This window comes from Duganella paludis (assembly GCF_054461335.1).
In genome coordinates this window covers 2,775,440-2,794,721 of the sequence record NZ_CM136922.1, presented here as the reverse complement: position 1 = coordinate 2,794,721, position 19,282 = coordinate 2,775,440, and the positions used below count along the sequence as shown (strand labels likewise).

Here is a 19,282-nt window from a genome sequence, read left to right as displayed (position 1 = left end):
TGTTCGTTGGCAGACTATGAAAGCGCTCGCTCCCGGCACCGTTATTTTCCACCGCCACCGTGGCTATGGCGTCATCACGACCGTCAATTTATTGACCGGCTGGATTTCCGCCCGCTTTGGCAGCGAGTCGCGCACGCTCGACCTGAATTTGTCCACCGACGAGGTACAGTTCGCCGACGGCGAGGCCATCCTGTTCCGCCGCGCGCCGCCCGACCGCATGCCCCACGCGCGCTTGATGGCCATGGTGCGCGCCCTGCATCAGGCCGGTTATCAGAAGCTGTACCTGTATTCCTGGCCCAAGCCCTCCGGCCTGCACTGGCGCTGGCATTTGTTCACCGGCCAGCGCGACTGGATGCAGCGGCCCTGGCGCGAGGGGTGGTATGGCTCGGGCGCCGATTACAACAGCAATCCGGTGATGGGCTGGGGCGACGTGCCCGGCGCCAGCACCGAGGAGTTGATCCATGCGTTGGCCAAATTCGATCCGCACGGCCTGGCGCAGGCGCTGGGCCGCGACGAGGACCACACCGCCTGGTTCGCCGGCGTGTGCGATGCCTTGTTGCCGGGGTATATGTACAGCCTGGACATGCAGCGTCCCGACGGCGGCCCGCTGATCGACATGCCGCCGGTGCCGGTGATTCCGGTGCGCGCTTCGCTGCCGCCCTATCCGGGACCGGACATCACCTGGCCGCCCGGCTGGGCCGGCCTGTGGAGCAAGGTGCATGTGATGCCGGCGCCGCGCATCAATCTCACCGGCCTGCCGGAAGTGCCGGAGCAGACCGACTAGCGCGCCCTGGCGGCGTAGTCCGGATTGTGGATGTTGGCCGGCTTGCCGTCGGCGAAATCGGCCACGTTCTGCAAAGCATGCTGGAAGTACAACTCGTAGCTGTCCTGCTCGACGTAGCCCAGGTGCGGCGTCGCCAGCACGGTCGGTATCCGTAAAAGCGGCGAATCTGCTGTCAACGGCTCCGAAAAGAACACATCCAGCGCCGCGTAGCCCGGCCGCCCACGCGTCAAAGCCTGTTCCAGCGCATCCGCCTGCACCAGTTCGGCCCGGCTGGTGTTGACGAACAGGGCGCCGGGCTGCATGCGGGCCAGGTCGTCCGCCGTGACGATGCCGCGCGTGGCCTCGTTCAGCCGCAGATGCAGGCTCAGCACGTCCGCTTCGGCGAAGAATGCCTCGCGCGAGGCCGCTGCGGTATAGCCGTCCGCCAGCGCCTTGTTGCGGCTGGCCTCGCTGCCCCAGACCATCACCCGCATGCCGAAGGCGCGGCCGTAGCCGGCCACGGTCTGGCCGATCTTGCCGTAGCCCCAGATGCCCAGCGTGCGGCCCTTGAGCACGAAGCCCAGCCCGTTCAGCTGCGGGTTGACGGAGGCCGTCTGCCACAGCCCCTCCTTCAGGTTATTCGCATACGGCACGATCTTGCGCGCGGCCGCCATGATCAGCGCCCAGGTCAATTCGGACGGGGCGGTCGGCGAGCCGACGCCTTCGCTGATGGCGATGCCGAGCTCGGTCGCGGCCGCCACATCGACGTGCCCGGCCAGCCGGCCGGTTTGCGAAATCAATTTTAAATTCGGCAACTTCGACAGCAAAGCCCGGTTCAGCGCGGTGCGCTCGCGGATCAGCACCAGCGCATCGAAGGGCGCCAGCCGGATGGCCAGTTGGCCCAGCCCACGCGTAGTGCTGTTGAACACTTTTACTTCGTGGTTTGTCAACAACCCGAAGCATTTCAAGCTTTGGGTTGCATTTTGGTAATCATCGAGTATGGCGATTTTCATGAAAGATAGACGACGTTTTGGTGAATTTCGTAGGGAAATAACAGCTTCTAACGTAAGGCGAATAGCTTACTACTTTAGTCAACCAATTCTCCTACATTTTTGTATGGAACACTTGTTGAGGGGTGTACAATCGGCCGACAACCAAGGCCCGTCGACCAGATCCGGGCCGCCGCACGACCGCCGTATGACCGCCGATCCATTTCGAATGGACCTCTGAGCGCCTAGCCATAAGCTGACGACGATCCTGCTGCTACGAATCTTAATTAGCATTGGAGTTACCATGAATCAGCCTGTGATGGGTGGCGTCGCACCATTGACCGCCCCAGCTTACATCAAACAGCAAAAGCTTATCAATTGGGTAGCAGAGATCGCCGCCCTGACCAAGCCGGACCGCATTTACTGGTGCGATGGCTCGCAAGAAGAGTACGACCGCCTGTGCGCCGAAATGGTTGCCGCCGGCACCATGAAGAAGCTGAACCAGGAAAAGCGTCCGAATTCCTACCTGGCCTGCTCGGACCCGACCGACGTCGCCCGCGTGGAAGACCGCACCTTCATCTGCTCGACCACCAAGGAAGAAGCCGGCCCGACCAATAACTGGATGGACCCGTCCGAAATGCGCGCCACCCTGCACCCGTTGTTCGACGGCTGCATGACCGGCCGCACCATGTATGTGGTGCCATTCTCGATGGGCCCGCTGGGCTCGCCGATCGCGCACATCGGCGTGGAACTGTCGGATTCGCCATACGTGGCCGTCAACATGCGCACCATGACGCGCATGGGCAAGGCCGTCTACGACGTGCTGGGCACCGACGGTGAATTCGTGCCGTGCGTGCACACGGTGGGCGCTCCGCTGAAGGCCGGCGAAAAAGACGTGGCATGGCCATGCAATTCCACCAAGTACATCGTGCACTACCCTGAGACCCGCGAAATCTGGTCCTTCGGTTCGGGCTACGGCGGCAATGCGCTGCTGGGCAAGAAGTGCTTCGCGCTGCGCATCGCTTCGAACATGGGGCACCAGGACGCCCAAGCCGGCAAGGGTAACGAAAGTGGCTGGCTGGCCGAACACATGCTGATCCTGGGCGTGGAATCGCCGGAAGGCAAGAAGCACTACATCGCGGCGGCCTTCCCTTCGGCCTGCGGTAAAACCAACTTCGCCATGCTGATCCCGCCAGAAAGCTTCAAGGGCTGGAAGATCACCACCATCGGCGACGACATCGCCTGGATCAAGCCGGGCGCCGACGGCCGCCTGTACGCGATCAATCCGGAAGCCGGCTACTTCGGCGTTGCCCCTGGCACCAACGAAAAAACCAACTACAACTGCATGGCCTCGCTGCGCGAGAACACCATCTTCACCAACGTCGCGCTGACCGACGACGGCGACGTCTGGTGGGAAGGCCTGAGCAAGCCGGCCCCGCAACACCTGATCGACTGGCAGGGCAAGGACTGGACGCCTGAGTCGACCGGCAAGGCCGCCCACCCGAACGCCCGCTTCACCGTGCCGGCGACCCAGAATCCGGTGATCGATCCGGCCTGGGACGATCCGGCCGGCGTGCCGATCTCGGCCTTCATTTTCGGCGGCCGCCGTTCGACCACCGTGCCGCTGGTGACCGAAGCACGCAACTGGGTGGAAGGCGTGTACATGGCCGCGACCATGGGCTCGGAAACCACCGCCGCCGCCGCCGGCCAGATGGGCATCGTGCGCCGCGACCCGTTCGCGATGCTGCCGTTCATCGGCTACAACATGAGCGACTACTTCCAGCACTGGCTGAACCTCGGCGAAAAAGTGGGCAAGATCGACGGCGCCACCCTGCCGAAGATTTTCTGCGTCAACTGGTTCCGCACCGACGAACAAGGCCATTTCGTCTGGCCTGGCTTCGGCGACAATATGCGCGTGCTGAAATGGATGCTGGAACGTATCGAAGGCACGGCCGGCGGTATCGAAAACATCTTCGGCACCACCCCGCGCTTTGGCGACCTGAAATGGGACGGCATTCCGTTCTCGCCGGAAGAGTTCGAAACCATCACCTCGATCGACAAGGATGCATGGCGCGAAGAGCTGGTCCTGCACGAAGAATTGTTCACCAAGCTGGCCTACCACCTGCCTGAAGAACTGAAAGCGGTCAAAGCCGACCTCGAGAAGCGCCTGGCAAAATAAGCCGGCCGGAGGAGACGGGAACGGCGCGCGGCGGTCAAACGCTGCGTGTCGTTTTTTTTTGCTTGAGATTTCGCACAGGTGTGCTAAAGTTCATCCATGGATACTTTGACAGCAAAAAGCGAGGCAACCTACGCCACCATCATCGACGCCGCGCTGGACATGGCGGCCGCTGAAGGCATAGGCAAGCTGTCGCTGGGCGAATTGGCCAAGCGCACCGGCATTAGTAAAAGCGGGATATTTTCCCGTGTCGGTTCTTTGGAAGCTTTGCAAGCGGCGGTACTCGACGAATATGACCGGCGCTTTGCGGCGGAGATATTTCTGCCATCGCTGCAATTACCCAAGGGCCTGCCGCGATTAATCGCCCAGGTGAATGCCTGGTCGCACCGTGCGGCTGGCGAAGGCTTGCGTAATTCATGTTTATACAGCGCCGGCGCTTTTGAATTCGACGACCAGAGCGGGCCATTGCGCGACCGTTTGCAACAAGGCGTGGATGGATGGCGCGCATCGCTGCGTAAAACCATATTGCAGGCGATTGAATTAGGCCAGCTGCATCCCGATACCGAACCTGGTCAATTAGTATTTGAAATATATTGCCTGATCATAGGATTAATCCACGATACCCGTTTCTTGCGTGACGAACCGTCCGAACGATATATGCAGCGTGCTTTTAGCAGATTAATATCGGACTATAAGATTTGAAATAGTGTCCAGCGCCGCAGGTTCGTCCTGCGGCTTTATTTAAACTATTTTCGCACACCTGTGCGAAATATGGAGAGTGCCATGCTGACCTTATTACTGATTATTCCCGCCGCACTGTATCTGGTCCTGCGCAGCGACTTATGGCAGACCTTGCGCGCGCTGCCCGACAACAACGACGATCTGGTGTATTACTAGGCGCCATGCTGGATTTTGGCCTTTTCGTGCCAATTTATGGCATGAAAAGACCTGTTTCATGGGCATTAACGTGGATATTGGGCTTCCGTACCCAGAATCGCCTTCGGTTCAAGATAGCTGTCCAAGCCATACGGACCGAACTCGCGGCCGATACCGGACTGTTTGAAGCCGCCAAACGGTGCGATCAAATCGTCATGGATGCCGTTGATATGAACGCGGCCCGCGATTAATTCCCGCGCTATCCGGTTGGCGCGCTCCAGATTGGTCGAGCTGATATAGGCTTGCAAGCCATATGGTGTGTCGTTGGCGATTTCAATCGCCTGCTGCTCGGTTTTGTAGCTAATGATGGAAAGAACCGGGCCGAATATTTCCTCACGCGCTATCGTCATATTATTGGTGACATTCATGAATGCCGTCGGCCGGCCGAAGTATCCGGATTCCAGGCCGTCAGGTTTCCCCACGCCACCTGCGATTAATTCCGCGCCTTCGTCGATGCCGATTTGAATATATCGCTGGACACGTTCAAATTGTTTTTGATTCACCAGCGGACCAAGCGTGTTATCAGGGTGATGCGGGTCGCCTACTTTAATCGCCGCCACAGCCGCTTGCACCAAGTGCCTTACCTGCTCCAGTTTATGTTCAGGCACCAGCAAGCGGCTGCCTGAAATACAAGCCTGGCCATTATTCATGAAGCAGGCTTGCACCGCCGCAGGAATGGCTTTTTCAAAATCGGCATCGTCGAGAATAATATTGGCGCTTTTCCCGCCCAATTCCAATGTGACGCGTTTCATCGTATCGACGCCCAGCCGGGCAATACTTTTACCGACCGCAGTCGATCCGGTGAAGGAGATCTTATTGACGTCCGGATGCGCGCTCAGCTCGGCACCCACCACATCGCCACGGCCATTGACGATGTTCACCACGCTTGGCGGCAGCTGTGCCGCGTGGAAACATTCGGTCAGGATCTGGTTCTGTCGCGCGCTCAGTTCGCTGGGCTTGACCACCACCGTGCAGCCGGCGGCAATGGCCGTGGCCACTTTATTGGCGATGAACCACGCGCTGGAATTCCACGGTGTGATGATGCCGACCACGCCCACCGGCTCCAGCACGACTTTGGCGGTATTCACGGTTTTGACGAAGGCGTGTTCCTCCATGACCTTTTTGACATCCAGGAACATGGCGGCCGTGTAGCGCGAGCGGGCCGAGCTGGTGTTGACCGGACCGCCGTATTCCTCGACCTGGGCAATGGCCGAGTCGCCGGCGCGTGCCAGCACCGCGTCGTGCAATCTTTGCAATATTGCGCCGCGCTCTGCCTTGCTGGTGCGCGAGAACGCCGGAAACGCAGCCTTGGCGGCGGCAATCGCGCGGCGCGCGTCCTCTGCGTCGCCCAGCCGCACCCGCCCGTCCAGCTGGCCGGTGGTGGGATTGATCAGGTCGAACATTTCCTCGCCGTGCGGCGTGACGAACTGGCCGTTGATGTAGATGTGATCGATGGTATGCATGATGGTTCCTCGGTAAGTTGATGGAGCCATTCTAGAAATCCGCCGCCTACGCATCAGTGCGGTTCCTGCAGCATGGTTGCCTGATTCTGCAATCCAGCCCCAGGTTTTAGCATTTCGTCACAATTGGCCAACGGCTTGCTGCGCCGGCAGCTACAGTGCACGCTCACCATTTTTTTCACAAGATAGGCCAACATGACAACGACTACCCGTATCGGCGCCGCCAGCGCCTTGTTGTTTACCCTGATCCTGGGCGTGGCCCATGCCGATACCGCCGCTCCCGACCTGGAAGCGCGCCGTGCGACCCTGAACAATCTGATCAAAGAGCAGTGGGAATACACCATGCGCAACAGCCCGGAATGGGCCTCGCTGCTGGGCGACAAGCGCTACAACGACAAATGGTCCGACTTCTCGCAGGCCGGCATCGACAAGGACATCAAGGCCAGCGCCGATTTCCTCAAGCGCTTCGAGGCGGTGGACACCGCCGGCTTCCCGCTGCAAGAGCAGCTGAACCGCGAACTGATGGTGCGTCAGTTGCGCCAGAGCGTCGACGGCGCGCGCTTCAAGGATTGGGAGATGCCGCTGGCGCAAAATTCCGGCGTGCATATCGACACGCCGCAAATCGTCTCCGCGCTGCCGTTTGAAACGGTGAAGGATTACGAGGACTACATCAAGCGCCTGCGCACGCTGCCCAAGCTGTTCGACCAGACCCGCGTGCAAATGGACAACGGCGTCAAGGACAAGCTGATGCCGCCGCAGTTCCTGATCCCGAAAATCGTCAAGCAGTGCGAGGATGTGGCGGCCATGAAGCCGGCCGAATCGCCGTATGCCGAACCGCTGAGACGCTTCCCGAAAGAGTTCTCGGCCGCCGACAAGGCCCGCCTGAGCAAGGAGTTGCTGGCGGCGGTGAAGAACGACGTGGTCCCGGCGTACAAGAAGCTGGCCGTCTACACCAAGACCAAGTACCTGCCGCATGGCCGCAAGGACGTCGGCATGTGGTCGCTGCCTGATGGCGATGCGCGCTATACCTTCAAGGCCCGCTCGTCCACCACCACCGATATGACGCCGGAGCAGATCCACCAACTGGGCTTGTCCGAAGTGGCGCGCATCGAAGGCCAGATGCTGGACACCGCCAAAAAGCTGGGCTACAGCGATCTGAAGTCCTTCAACAAAGCGCTGGCCGACAATCCTGCGCTGCGTCCGAAATCGCGCCAGGAGATCATCGACCTGTATCAGAAATTCACCGACCAGATGTACACCCAGCTGACCAACCAGTTCGGCGTGCTGCCGAAGGCCAAGGTGGAAATCAAGCCGGTGGAGGAGTTCCGCGAGAAGGGCGCTTCGGGCGCGGCCTACATGACCGGTTCGCCGGACGGCAAGCGTCCGGGCCGCGTCATGGTCAACACCGGCGATTTCGAGCACCGCTCCACCATCAGCATCGAAACCACGGCCTTGCATGAAGGCGTGCCTGGTCACCACATGCAGCTGACCATCGCGCAGGAGATCGAAGGGCTGCCGGACTTCCGCCAGCAAGGCGGCTACACGGCCTACGTGGAAGGCTGGGCGCTGTACTCGGAACGCCTGGGCGAAGAGCTGGGCTTCTTCCAGGACCCATACAGCTACTACGGCCATTTGCAGGATGAGATGCTGCGCGCGATCCGCCTGGTGGTGGACACCGGCCTGCATGCCAAGAAGTGGAACCGCCAGCAGGTGGTGGACTTCTTCCACGACCATTCAGGCATCGAGGAAGTGGAAGTGCAGAGCGAGACCGACCGCTATATCGTCTGGCCCGGCCAGGCGCTGGGCTACAAGATAGGCCAGCTGAAGATTCTCGAACTGCGCGACTACGCCCGCAAGGAGCTGGGCGCCGGCTTCGACATCCGCAAGTTCCACGACCAGGTGCTGGGCGCGGGCGCCCTGCCGATGGACGTGCTGGAAACCCACATCAAGGATTGGGTAACGGCGGAGAAGAAGCGCGTCGCAGGTCTATCTTCGTAACCCACCAGGCCTTGTTCCGGAAGGTGAAGTCAAGGGCGTGCAATGCGACGACCTTGCCTTCACTGGCGACGACTTGGCCCGGCTTGGGCAAGGTATCCTGGCCGGCGCCGCTGTCGGCCAGCGCATCGAGCGCCTGCAGCAGCCGCATGTCGTCGCGCTTCATGGCGGTGCACACGCCATACTGATCGCACACCTGCACCGGGAAGGCGATGAAGCGCACCACGCGATCCAGCGTGTCGTCGTTGCGCAGGTAGTTGAATACCCAGCCTGCCGCATCGGCCAACTCGCTGGCGCGCGCCACAATGGCCTGGTTCTCGCGCGCGATCTCCTGGCGCATCGAGCGCCCCTCTCCATACAACATGTCGTCCACGCGCCAGCCCGGGTCTTCATCGACCAGCACGAAGCGGATGTGGCGTTCATGGGCCGCGTCCATGTCCGGATGGATGTTGAAGGTGGCTTCAACGAGTTGATCGCCGACCCGTTCAACACTGAAGTGCGACTGTTCGAAATCCAGGCTGGGCGGGACTTCCTGCGCGTCGAGGAAGACATCGCCGTCGGCCCCGTAGCCGCAGATATCGTCGCCGCGCGACAGGCTGTCGCACAGCTGCAGGTTGGCGTCGACCAGCGCTTCCAGCTCCCTGGTGTAGAAGGAGCCTGTTGGCACCTGGCTCGCCTGCCGCTTGTCCGGCCGCGACAGATGGTCCCTGTAGAAGTTGGTAATGAGGTCCAGCTGCTGCTGTCTCACCGTCCACGCGATGTCGGCGATCAGCCCGCCGATGGCCAGCACGAACAGCACGACGCCTATCGGCACCACGCGTTTCTTGTTGATCTTCATGGCATAGTCCGAAGTTTTTTGATGTCCTGCATCGGCGGTGCGCCGAACAGGCGGCGATATTCACGGCTGAATTGCGAAGCGCTTTCGTAGCCGACCTTGTAGGCGGCCGTGGTGGCATCGACGTCGCCGTTGAGCAGCAAGGTACGCGCCTGCTGCAGGCGCAGCTGCTTTTGATACTGCATGGGCCCCATGGTGGTCACGGCCTTGAAGCGGTGATGCAGGCTGGAGACGCTCATGTTGGTGGCCTGCGCCAGCTCTTCCACCTTGATCGATTGGTCGTAACGCTCCTTGAGCCAGGCGATGGCTTTGCCGATGCCGCGATCCTGCTGGTCCAGCACCACGTTCTGGTACAGCTGGCGGCCGTGCGCGCCGGTCAGCAGGCGATAGATCAGCTCCCGCTTCAGGCCGACCGCCAGGAATGCCGCCTCCGCCGCCGGAGCCTGCAGCAAGCGCACCAGCTGGAATAAGGTCTCCTGCAAAGCCGCGTCGGTGGCGCCGACGAAGGCGCCGCGCACCGGTTCCTGCGTGTCGATGGCGACTTGCGCCTCTAGCACGATGGCGGCGATTTCCTGCGGATCGAGTTCGATGTTGAGCAGCAGGTAGGGTTCCTCGGCCGAGGCGTTGACGATGTGGCCGGAGGCCGGCATGTCGATCGAGACGACGAGGTATTCGCCGGGGCCGTAATCGAGAACCTCGTCGGCCAGATGCACGCGCTTGCGACCTTGCAGGATCACGCAGCACGAAGGCTTGAGCACGCCGCGCGTGACCGGCGTGGGATGGGAGGAACGCAGCAGCGACAGGAAGGGAATCGCCGTCGCCACCCGCTGCTCGTCCAGCGCATGCTGCTGGACGATGTCGATCATGTGATCGAGCCGCGTGGTGGCAAGGTCGCGTTTCATTTTACTTCAGCAGCGGCACCAGGTATTTGCCGGTGACGCTGGCCGGGTTGGCCGCCACGTCTTCAGGCGAACCGCTGGCGATGATCTTGCCGCCGCCCGCGCCGCCTTCCGGACCCAGGTCGACCACCCAGTCGGCGGTCTTGATCACATCGAGATTGTGCTCGATGATGACCAGCGTGTTGCCCTGGTCGCGCAGGCGGTGGATCACTTTCATCAGCAGGTCGATATCGTGGAAGTGCAGGCCGGTGGTCGGCTCGTCCAGGATGTACAGCGTGCGGCCGGTGTCGCGCTTGGACAGTTCTAGCGAGAGCTTGACGCGCTGCGCTTCGCCGCCCGACAGCGTGGTCGCACTCTGTCCCAGCTTGATGTAGCCCAGGCCCACGTCCAGCAGCGTGTGCAGCTTGCGCGCGATCAGCGGCACCGGCTTGAAGAACTCGTGCGCGTCTTCGACGGTCATGTCGAGGATCTCGGTGATGTTCTTGCCCTTGTACTGCACTTCCAGCGTTTCGCGGTTATAGCGCTTGCCGTGGCAAACGTCGCACGGCACGTAGACGTCCGGCAGGAAGTGCATCTCGACCTTGATCACGCCATCGCCCTGGCAGGCTTCGCAGCGGCCGCCCTTGACGTTGAACGAGAATCGGCCGGCGCTGTAGCCGCGTTCCTTCGCGGTCGGCACGGTGGCGAACAGGTCGCGGATCGGCGTGAACAGGCCGGTGTAGGTGGCCGGGTTCGAACGCGGCGTGCGGCCGATCGGCGCCTGGTCGACCGAGATGACTTTGTCGAAGTGTTCCAGGCCGCTGATGGTGTCGTGCGGCGCCGGCTCGGTCTGCGAACCATACAGGTGGCGCGACAGCGCCGGGTACAGCGTGTCGTTGATCAGCGTCGATTTGCCGGAGCCGGAGACGCCGGTCACGCAGGTCATCAAGCCGACCGGCAGCTTGAGGTTGACCTTTTTCAGGTTGTTGCCGGTGGCGCCGGTGATCACCAGCTGCTTGTCCGGATCGGCCACGTGGCGTTTCTTCGGCACTTCAATCTTCAGCGAGCCGTTGAGGTACTGCGCGGTCAGGGACTTCTTGTTCTTCAGGATGTCCTTGAGCGAGCCGGAGGCGATCACGTCGCCGCCATGCACGCCGGCCCCAGGGCCCATGTCGACGATGTAGTCGGCGGTGCGGATCGCGTCTTCATCGTGCTCCACCACCAGCACGCTGTTGCCGATGTCGCGCAGGTGCTTCAGCGTTTCGATCAGGCGGTCGTTGTCGCGCTGGTGCAGGCCGATGGACGGTTCATCGAGCACGTACATCACGCCGGTCAGGCCGGAGCCGATCTGCGAGGCCAGGCGGATGCGCTGCGCCTCGCCGCCGGACAGGGTGTCGGCGCTGCGGTCGAGCGACAGGTAATCGAGGCCCACGTTGTTCAGGAACTGCAGGCGCGAGATGATCTCTTTCACCACGCGGTCGGCGATCTCTTTTTTCGCGCCCTTCAGTTTCAGCTGCTCGAAGAAGGACAGTGTCTCGCGCAATGGCTTCTCGGCGATCTCGTAGATCGCGCGTTCCTGCTTGCCGCTGCCGACCTTGACGTAGCGCGCTTCCACGCGCAGGCGCGCGCCGTCGCACGACGGGCACTTCTTCTCGTTGATGAACTTCGCCAGCTCCTCTTTCACCGCCATCGAATCGGTTTCGCGATAGCGGCGTGCCAGGTTGGTGACCACGCCTTCGAACGCGTGCTCCTTGACCACGGTGCGGCCGCGCTCATTGATGTAGGTGAACGGGATCTGCTGCTTGCCCGAGCCGTGCAGGATCACTTCCTGCGACGCCTTCGGCAGCTGCTCGAACGGCAGGTCCAGGTCGAACTCGTAGTAGGCCGCCAGGTTGGACAGCATCTGGAAGTAGAACTGGTTGCGGCGGTCCCACCCTTTTACCGCGCCGGAAGCCAGCGACAGGTTGGGGAAGGCGACGATGCGCTTCGGATCGAAGAACTCGATGTGACCGAGGCCGTCGCACTCCGGGCAGGCACCCATCGGGTTATTGAAGGAGAACAGGCGCGGCTCCAGCTCCTGCAGCGAATAGCCGCACTCATTGCAGGCGAACTTGCTGGAGTAGACGTGCTCGGAGCCCGTATCCATTTCCAGCGCCACGGCGCGGCCATCGGCCAGGCGCAGCGCGGTCTCGAAGCTCTCGGCCAGGCGCTGCTTGATATCGGCGCTGACCTTGACGCGGTCGATCACCACGTCGATGGTGTGCTTCTCGGTTTTCTTCAGCTTCGGCAGGTCTTCCACTTCATAGATCTTGGCGTCGTGCGTGCCGCTCTGCACGCGGAAGCGGATGAAGCCCTGCGCCTGCATCGATTCGAACAGGTCCAGATGCTCGCCCTTGCGGTTGGCCACCACCGGCGCCAGGATCATCAGCTTGGTGTCGGCGGGCAGCGACAGCACGGCGTCCACCATCTGCGACACGGTCTGAGCGGCCAGCGCGTGGTCCGGGTGGTTGATGCAGTATGGCGTGCCGACGCGGGCGTACAGCAGGCGCAGGTAATCGTGGATCTCGGTCACGGTGCCGACGGTCGAACGCGGATTGTGCGAGGTGGCCTTCTGCTCGATCGAGATGGCCGGGGATAGGCCCTCGATCAGGTCGACGTCGGGCTTTTCCATCAGCTGCAGGAACTGGCGGGCGTAGGCCGACAGCGATTCCACATAGCGGCGCTGGCCCTCCGCGTACAGCGTGTCGAACGCCAGCGAGGACTTGCCGGAACCGGACAGGCCGGTGATCACGATCAGCTTGTTGCGTGGCAGATCAAGATTGATGTTTTTCAGGTTGTGCGTGCGTGCGCCGCGGATGCGGATCTGTTCCATGGAGTTTTTGGCCTTTAGAGTCAACCCGTCACTATAGCCGGGTTTGATTACTTGCGCCGGGCTTGCGCTAGATCGTGCTCGCGCGGCTGTACACTGTATATAATACCAGTATTCCATTGCGCCGTTTCAACTTGATCGCTACGGAAATTTGTAGGCGCTCCGGTGGCTTCGTCTATAATCGTCGTTTAGTTTTTCCATACATTGCCCGTCCTACGGGACGGCCGTCGTTACTCAGGAGTTTCACACATGGCATCAGTCAACAAAGTCATCATCGTCGGCAATCTGGGTCGCGATCCGGAAATTCGCTACATGCCTAGCGGTGACGCGATCGCCAACATTGCAGTGGCGACATCGTACAAATCGAAGGACCGCAACACCGGCGAGCAGAAAGAGCTGACCGAGTGGCACCGCATTTCGTTCTTCGGCCGCTTGGCGGAAATCGTCGGCCAGTACCTGAAAAAAGGTTCGTCGGTCTACGTGGAAGGCCGCCTGCAGACCCGTAAATACACGGACAAGGATGGCGTAGAGAAGTACGCAACCGACATCATCGCCGAGCAGATGCAAATGCTGGGTGGCCGTCAAGGCATGGGCGGCGACGGCGGCATGGACGACAGCGGTGGCTACGAAGCCCCGCCACAGCGCCAGGCTCCAGCCCCACGTCCACAAATGGCGCCACCGGCACCAGCCCCACGCCCGGCACCACGCCCAGCACCGAACTTCTCGGACATGGATGACGATATTCCGTTCTAAGCTACACCGTCCGTTGGGAATATCAAATCCCTGCAACTTTCGAAGTTGCAGGGATTTTTTTATGCACTAAGCTGATAGCATATTTGCACATCAAACCACCCTAAGTAAGTCCTATTCTCTCTGTTTTAGTGATACTAAACTGTGTATATGGACAAAGAGTGCACTTTGCAGATCTTCCTGGAGGGAACATGGCATGACGCAGCCGCGCTTACGCTTGTGGGGGATGTCGAGCTTGGCATCAGAGCGCAAACTCTCCTGAGTTATGAGGCGAACTACGCCTACGAATATTTTTTCCACGCCGACGCCTCGGCGCTGTCGGTCAATCACAAGGTGGGGCGTCCAATATGGCAAAGGAAGCTATTGAATACGTCAAGCGCGATATTGCCAACCTTGTTCTGGGCAATACCGACAACCATGCCCGCAACACGGCCATCCAGCGCCGCGACGACGGTTATGTCGGCTTGACGCCGTTGTTCGATTTCACACCGATGTTCATGCATCCGGATGGCATCGCACGGCGTATCCGCTGGGAGCATGGCGATGCGGGCGCACCGCAATGGGCCAGCGTCATCAAGCAGGCCGCCTTCTTCGCCTCCGAGAATAGCCTTACGGCGGCACTGAAGGAAATGATCGAGCCGCTCGGCACGTTGATGGATGAAGCTTACGCGCTCGGAATCGGCGAGCTGATCGAAAGCAAGCGCGTCACCATTGAGAACAACCTGAACCAGTTGAGGCGGCTCTGATGGATAAGCGTTACACCACCTTATCTCCAACCGAGCAGAACCAATTGCGTTGGGAGTTGATGGAGCGCTTGGCCGCTGCCCCGGACACGCCGATTCCCCATGTCATACGCGATATCCGCAAGACTCTGCGCTTTACGATTCCCGAGTACGCGAAGATCTGCAATGTTTCTCCCCGAACCCTGCAAGATATCGAGCGCGAGGTCTCCAGCCCTACGCTGGAGACGGTGGAAAAGTTGCTGCGTCCCATGGGCCTGCGCGCCGGCGCCGTGCTCGCGGCCAAGCCCGCGCGGTAGGGCTGGCGCTGGCCGCAGCAAGCTACGCAAAAAAATCGCTTGCGTGCCAACCTACTAGTTGGTATATTGAGTTGCATGAGCTCCGATACCGCCAACCGCATCCTTGACACTGCCCAGCGCCTGATTGTGACGCGGGGCTTTAATGCGTTCAGTTACGCCGACATCGCGGAAGTGGTTGGTATCAGCAAGCCCAGCATCCATTTTCACTTCGCCACCAAATCCGAGCTGGTGCGGCAGTTGTTGCTGCGCTATCGGGATACGGTGAAGGTCAGCCTGGAGCAGCTCTCGGTGCAGGTGCCCGATCCGGTGGCGCAGCTGCGCGCCTACGCCGGCTACTGGGAGCAATGCATCCGCGACGACACGGCGCCGTTCTGCCTGTGCGCGATGCTGGCGTCCGAATTGTTGTCGCTGCCGCCGGACGTGGCGGCCGAAGTGAAGGGGTATTTCGGCGATCTCTCGACCTGGCTGACCAGCACGCTGGAAAAAGGCGCTGCGCAAGGCCAACTGAGCTTGCCGCGCGGCGCGGCGTTCGAGGCGGAGTCGTTCATGGCCAGTGCACATGGCGCCATGCTGTCGGCGCGCGTGTATGGCGATGCCGATGTTTTCGCCCGCATCGTCGGCACAGCGATTGACCGGTTGCATAGCAAGTAATTCGTTTCAGGCAGTAATTTCTCGGCCATGCATGCCATGGCCTTTTATTGAATCTCTTAACCTACCAACTAGTAGATCAAAAAGGAGTTTTACCATGGCCCATCCTATGTCCGCCGTCGGCGTTGTTCACACGATATTGAGTCTGATTCCCCTGGTGGCCGGCCTAGTCGCCTTCAAGCGCTACGGCAAGATCGATCCGACGACCGGCGCCGGCAAGGTGTACTGGATCGGCATGGCCGCTTCGGTGTTGACCGCCTTCGGCCTGTCGAGCACGGGCGGCTTCAATCCGGGCCACGCGCTGGGCTTGATGGCGCTGATCGTCATGGCGATCGGCACGCTGGCCACCCGCGTCGCCTTCCTCGGCCGCGCCGCCAAATATGTGCAAGTGGCGCTGATGTCGTTCAGCTTCATGCTGCTGATGGTGCCGGGGACCAACGAGACGCTGAGCCGCCTGCCGGCCGGCCACCCGATCGGCAATGGCCCGGACTCCCCACCGGTGCAAATGGCGCTGGCTGGCGTGTTCGTGCTGTTCGTGCTCGGTACCATCTATCAAATGGTGCAGCTGCGCCGCAGCGCCGCCCGTTAATCGCAAGATCGCTGCTTATCGCGGCAGCGCCCGCTCCACGTTCACGCGCGCCAGGGCAAACGCCTGGCGCAGCACGTTCAGGTCGCCGATGTGGTTGGACAGCAGCAGTACCAGCTCGGCGTCCAGCATCCGGCTTTGGCCGTCGTCGAGATCGTTGTGCGAGTCGCTCAGCATGTCGTAGAAATCCTCGTAGTTGTCGAGGTTCTGATTAAGGTTCAGTTGCAGGCTCATATCGGTCCTTTAAGCGGTGAGGAAGCGGCCGGAACACAACGCGTACAGCGTGCGCGCGGCGAGGGCGACGATTACTACCGTCAGCAGCATCAGCAGCAGGAAGGCGATCAGTCGCAGGCCGGTGCCGCCGGCGGCGCCGGCATACATCGTGGCCGCGCAGCTCAGCGCCGCCAGCGGAAAGCCGATGGCCCACCACGCCGGCGAGAACGGCGCCGGCCGCCGGACCAGGCGCCAGGCGATGATGACGAACAAAAACAGTCCGAAGTAAAACAGCAGCGCGGCAAACATATCGATCCGTTGCACCAGGTTGGCGTAGGCGATGAAGCCCACCGCAAACGGCGCCACCAAAATCATTTTCGATGGCCGCATCGGCGCCGCCAGCGGTTCCTGGTGGATCAGCCGCGAAAAGATCAGCACGAAGAAGACGATGGCGCTAACGCCGCCCACTGCGGCTGCCAACAAATTGATCTCGTGCGTCCACTCCGCCTGCAGCGCGGCGCCGGTGACCACGATATCGAGGCTGCCGACGCCGGCGATCAGCCACGCCGGCGCCACGCTGGCCGGCGCCGCGTTGCCGTTCAGCAGACGCGAGATCATGACCGCGCTCAGCGTCAGCGTGGCCAGCGTGCCGACGCTCCATGCCGCCAATTGCGCAGCGGCGCTGTAGGCGCCAAGCACGCTCGACAGCAGCAGGATGCTGATGCCTATCGTGCCGAAGAAGCTGCCGGCCACGGGGTGGTTGAATTCCTGCCGCACCAACTGCGGATGCCTGATGACTTTGCCGAGATAAGCGGCGGTCAGCACCGCGAACAGCACCAGCGCGGCCACGCCGACGGCGTTCGATATGGCCGCGCCCGCGCCATAGCTGACGGCGGCCAGGCGCCAGGCCAACGCCAGCCCGGCCACGCTCATCACCGAGCCGAACAGACTGACAGGAAGGTAGCGCAGTGAAGGCAGCGCGCGTGCCGCAGGCGCGGCGCCGAGGGGGACAGATTCCATGATGACTCCTTGCATGATTGGATGCAGGGATACTGCCCGAGGCCCGGGCCGCCGTGCGCGTCATGGCCCAAAACCGCTACTGCTTGTCCCGAAAACGCTCCCGGTAGAGTTTAGGCGTGGTTTGCAACTGGCGCGAGAAGATCATGCGCATGCGCGTGGGATTGTCGAAGCCGCAGCGGAATGCGATGGTTTTGAGCGGCACGTCGGTCTCCTCCAGCAGCTTGCGCGCGAAGTCCACGCGCACCTGGTCGACAAACACCGACGGCGTCACGTTTGCGTGCTTGGCAAAGGCGCGCGAGAAGGTGCGGCGGCTCACGCCCACCGCGTCCGCGATGTCTTCGATGGTGAGGTCGTCGCCGATGTGGTCGGTCACGTATTTCAGCACCCGCGCCACCAGCGAATCCGGGTCCGGCCCCACCGCCAGGTAAGGGCTGTATTGGGACTGGCCACCGTCGCGGCGGATGTAGACGATCAGCTGCTTGGCGACCTTGACCGCAAGATCCTGGCCCCAGTCCTCGGCGATCAAGGCCAGGCAAAGGTCGATGCCGGCGGTGACGCCGCCGCAGGTGAACAGGTTGCCGTCGCGGACGAAGATTTTATCGGGCCGGACCCGCGCATCGGGGAACTGGCCGGACAGGCGTTCCGCATGGTCCCAGTGGGTGGTGATTTCGCGTCCCTCCAGCATGCCGGCGTGGCCCAGCAGGAACACGCCGTTGCAGACGGCGCCGACGCGGCGCGCGCCGTGGGCACGCTGGCGCAGCCAGTGCGAGAAGTCCGGCTCCGGCCGGTACTCCGGATAGCGCGGCCCGCCGGCAACGAGCAGCAGCTCGCCGTCGACGGGATAGTTGCGGTAGTCGTGGTGAACTTTGAATTCCATGCCGCTGGAGCACATCACCCCGTCCGGCCGTCCGCCGACCAGGGTGATGTCGTAGTGGTCTTTCCTGGGCAGGAAGCGGTTGGCTTCCGCAAACACGTCCAGGGGACCGGCCACATCGAGCGCCTGCACGCCGTCCAATACCACCAGGGTTAGCTTCATCTTGCTCCAGTCCTCACTTGCTTTGCTGGGCATCAAAGTACCATAGACCGGCTCAGCGCGCCTGCAGCACCTCGACCTGACGCTCCGCCAGCAGCGGCACGACGCGGCCGATCACCAGCGACTGGTAGTGCTCGGACTGCTTGTGCGCTTCCAGCGCGGCGGCGTCGCTGTAGTGCTCAAGCAGCAGCAACTGATGCGGCAGGTCCACGCCCCGGTACACCTCGTAACCGAGGCAGCCCGGCTCGGCCAGCGACTTGGGCCGCATTTCAGCGATGATCGCCAGCACCTCGCCGAGCTTACCCTCGGCCGGCTGCCAGCGCGCCGCTACCGTGATCACGCCGGCGCTCATGCTGCTTCTCCTTGGAGGGCCTTGACCATTTCCTTGGCCAACGGGCCGCCGGAGGCGGGATTCTGGCCGGTCATCAAGCGGCCATCAACCACCACTTTCTCTTGCCACACATCGGCCGAGACGTACTCGGCGCCTTCGGCGCGCAGCGCGGTTTCCAGGTTGAAGGGCACGTCGGCCTGGGCATAGCCGGCTTCCTCGTCGTTGGAGAAGGAGGTCAGCTTGCGGCCGTAGACCAGCGGCGTACCGTCTTCCAGCTTCACGCCGAGCAAGGCTGCCGGGCCGTGGCAAACGGCGGCGACGATCTTGCCGGATTCCCATGCGGCCAGTACGGCTTGCTTGACGTCCGGATCGCCGGCGATGTCCACCATCGGGCCCAGGCCGCCGGGGAAGAAGATGGCGTCGTAGTCGCGCACATCGACTTCGGACAGCTTGCGGCTGTGGTTCAGGCGGCGGATCGCGGCGCTGTTGCGGAAGGCGACCTGTGCCGGATCGGTGGCGTCGTAGCCATCTTCCGGAATCACGCCGCCCTGCGGCGAGGCGTATTCCACGGCGATGCCGGCCTGGTCGAATACCTCATACGGATGGGCGACTTCCGGGAAGAAGTAACCGGTGGCGCGTTTGTTCGGGCCGATCTCGGCGGCGTTTGTCAAAATAAACAGTACGTATTTGGTTTTCATGGCGAGCTCCTGAATTTTCAAGTTGGCCCTTTCGTTCCGGGCATGTGTCCAATATAGGCCGGT

General features: G+C 61.7%; 19 protein-coding genes. 9 read left to right on the top strand and 10 right to left on the bottom strand.

Annotation, left to right across the window (positions count from 1 at the left end; all coding sequences use genetic code 11):
• The first annotated feature begins 16 nt into the window (after window positions 1-16).
• Complete coding sequence (locus ACXZ1M_RS12460) at window positions 17-784, top strand: L-asparaginase (protein ID WP_459053466.1); 768 nt, start codon at window positions 17-19, stop codon at window positions 782-784.
• Here the strand turns inward: ACXZ1M_RS12460 and ACXZ1M_RS12455 are convergent.
• Entirely contained in the window at window positions 781-1,776 is a 996-nt protein-coding gene (locus ACXZ1M_RS12455) for a D-2-hydroxyacid dehydrogenase family protein (RefSeq protein ID WP_459053465.1), read from the bottom strand. The genes ACXZ1M_RS12460 and ACXZ1M_RS12455 overlap by 4 nt on opposite strands.
• A gap of 280 nt (window positions 1,777-2,056) precedes the next feature.
• On the opposite strand from ACXZ1M_RS12455, the gene ACXZ1M_RS12450 reads away from it, so the two are divergent.
• Window positions 2,057-3,931, top strand: a complete 1,875-nt coding sequence (locus ACXZ1M_RS12450; protein WP_459053464.1) for a phosphoenolpyruvate carboxykinase (GTP) — start codon at window positions 2,057-2,059, stop codon at window positions 3,929-3,931.
• 96 nt (window positions 3,932-4,027) lie between these two features.
• Window positions 4,028-4,630 carry a TetR/AcrR family transcriptional regulator gene (locus ACXZ1M_RS12445; RefSeq protein ID WP_459053463.1) on the top strand — a complete coding sequence of 201 codons (603 nt, stop codon included), beginning with the start codon at window positions 4,028-4,030 and terminating at the stop codon, window positions 4,628-4,630.
• A 260-nt stretch (window positions 4,631-4,890) separates the two neighbouring features.
• Here ACXZ1M_RS12445 and ACXZ1M_RS12440 read toward each other — a convergent pair whose 3' ends face one another.
• Window positions 4,891-6,327, bottom strand: coding sequence for an aldehyde dehydrogenase family protein (locus ACXZ1M_RS12440; protein WP_459053462.1), 1,437 nt, complete (start codon window positions 6,325-6,327; stop codon window positions 4,891-4,893).
• Between the two features lie 192 nt (window positions 6,328-6,519).
• Here ACXZ1M_RS12440 and ACXZ1M_RS12435 point away from each other — a divergent pair, with 192 nt between their 5' ends.
• The gene (locus tag ACXZ1M_RS12435) at window positions 6,520-8,322 is read left to right on the top strand and encodes a DUF885 domain-containing protein (RefSeq protein WP_459053461.1); all 1,803 of its coding nucleotides are present in this window, start codon (window positions 6,520-6,522) and stop codon (window positions 8,320-8,322) included.
• Here the strand turns inward: ACXZ1M_RS12435 and ACXZ1M_RS12430 are convergent.
• From ACXZ1M_RS12430 to uvrA, 3 genes are read right to left on the bottom strand one after another with little or no spacing between them, the layout of a single operon-like run.
• A complete protein-coding gene (locus ACXZ1M_RS12430) occupies window positions 8,270-9,157 on the bottom strand; it encodes a hypothetical protein (RefSeq protein WP_459053460.1) in 888 nt (295 codons plus the stop codon). The genes ACXZ1M_RS12435 and ACXZ1M_RS12430 overlap by 53 nt on opposite strands.
• On the bottom strand, window positions 9,154-10,056 hold the full coding sequence (locus ACXZ1M_RS12425) for an AraC family transcriptional regulator (RefSeq protein ID WP_459053459.1): 903 nt from the start codon (window positions 10,054-10,056) through the stop codon (window positions 9,154-9,156). Before ACXZ1M_RS12425 ends, ACXZ1M_RS12430 begins: the two co-directional genes overlap by 4 nt.
• 1 nt (window position 10,057) lies before the next feature.
• On the bottom strand, window positions 10,058-12,904 hold the full coding sequence (gene uvrA / locus ACXZ1M_RS12420; protein WP_459053458.1) for an excinuclease ABC subunit UvrA: 2,847 nt from the start codon (window positions 12,902-12,904) through the stop codon (window positions 10,058-10,060).
• Window positions 12,905-13,150: 246 nt separating this feature from the next.
• Here uvrA and ssb point away from each other — a divergent pair, with 246 nt between their 5' ends.
• The 5 genes from ssb to ACXZ1M_RS12395 all read left to right on the top strand — a co-directional run bounded on the left by ssb (window position 13,151) and on the right by ACXZ1M_RS12395 (window position 15,927).
• Window positions 13,151-13,654 (top strand): single-stranded DNA-binding protein, encoded by a 504-nt coding sequence (gene ssb / locus ACXZ1M_RS12415; RefSeq protein ID WP_459053457.1) that lies wholly within the window; start codon window positions 13,151-13,153, stop codon window positions 13,652-13,654.
• Window positions 13,655-13,998: 344 nt separating this feature from the next.
• Complete coding sequence (locus ACXZ1M_RS12410) at window positions 13,999-14,397, top strand: HipA domain-containing protein (protein WP_459053456.1); 399 nt, start codon at window positions 13,999-14,001, stop codon at window positions 14,395-14,397.
• The gene (locus ACXZ1M_RS12405; RefSeq protein ID WP_459053455.1) at window positions 14,397-14,690 is read left to right on the top strand and encodes a helix-turn-helix domain-containing protein; all 294 of its coding nucleotides are present in this window, start codon (window positions 14,397-14,399) and stop codon (window positions 14,688-14,690) included. Before ACXZ1M_RS12410 ends, ACXZ1M_RS12405 begins: the two co-directional genes overlap by 1 nt.
• A gap of 75 nt (window positions 14,691-14,765) precedes the next feature.
• Window positions 14,766-15,341, top strand: coding sequence for a TetR/AcrR family transcriptional regulator (locus tag ACXZ1M_RS12400; RefSeq protein ID WP_459053454.1), 576 nt, complete (start codon window positions 14,766-14,768; stop codon window positions 15,339-15,341).
• Between the two features lie 94 nt (window positions 15,342-15,435).
• Window positions 15,436-15,927, top strand: a complete 492-nt coding sequence (locus tag ACXZ1M_RS12395) for a hypothetical protein (protein WP_459053453.1) — start codon at window positions 15,436-15,438, stop codon at window positions 15,925-15,927.
• Between the two features lie 15 nt (window positions 15,928-15,942).
• Here the strand turns inward: ACXZ1M_RS12395 and ACXZ1M_RS12390 are convergent, their stop codons facing one another.
• From ACXZ1M_RS12390 to ACXZ1M_RS12370, 5 genes are all read right to left on the bottom strand, one after another.
• Window positions 15,943-16,158 carry a DUF2783 domain-containing protein gene (locus tag ACXZ1M_RS12390; protein WP_459053452.1) on the bottom strand — a complete coding sequence of 72 codons (216 nt, stop codon included), beginning with the start codon at window positions 16,156-16,158 and terminating at the stop codon, window positions 15,943-15,945.
• 9 nt (window positions 16,159-16,167) lie between these two features.
• Window positions 16,168-17,157, bottom strand: coding sequence for an SLAC1 anion channel family protein (locus ACXZ1M_RS12385; protein WP_459053451.1), 990 nt, complete (start codon window positions 17,155-17,157; stop codon window positions 16,168-16,170).
• Between the two features lie 76 nt (window positions 17,158-17,233).
• The gene (locus tag ACXZ1M_RS12380; RefSeq protein ID WP_459053450.1) at window positions 17,234-18,193 is read right to left on the bottom strand and encodes a GlxA family transcriptional regulator; all 960 of its coding nucleotides are present in this window, start codon (window positions 18,191-18,193) and stop codon (window positions 17,234-17,236) included.
• Between the two features lie 52 nt (window positions 18,194-18,245).
• The gene (locus ACXZ1M_RS12375; protein WP_459053449.1) at window positions 18,246-18,542 is read right to left on the bottom strand and encodes a putative quinol monooxygenase; all 297 of its coding nucleotides are present in this window, start codon (window positions 18,540-18,542) and stop codon (window positions 18,246-18,248) included.
• Entirely contained in the window at window positions 18,539-19,219 is a 681-nt protein-coding gene (locus ACXZ1M_RS12370) for a type 1 glutamine amidotransferase domain-containing protein (RefSeq protein ID WP_459053448.1), read from the bottom strand. The genes ACXZ1M_RS12375 and ACXZ1M_RS12370 overlap by 4 nt, the downstream gene beginning before the upstream one ends.
• Between the last annotated feature and the right edge of the window lie 63 nt (window positions 19,220-19,282).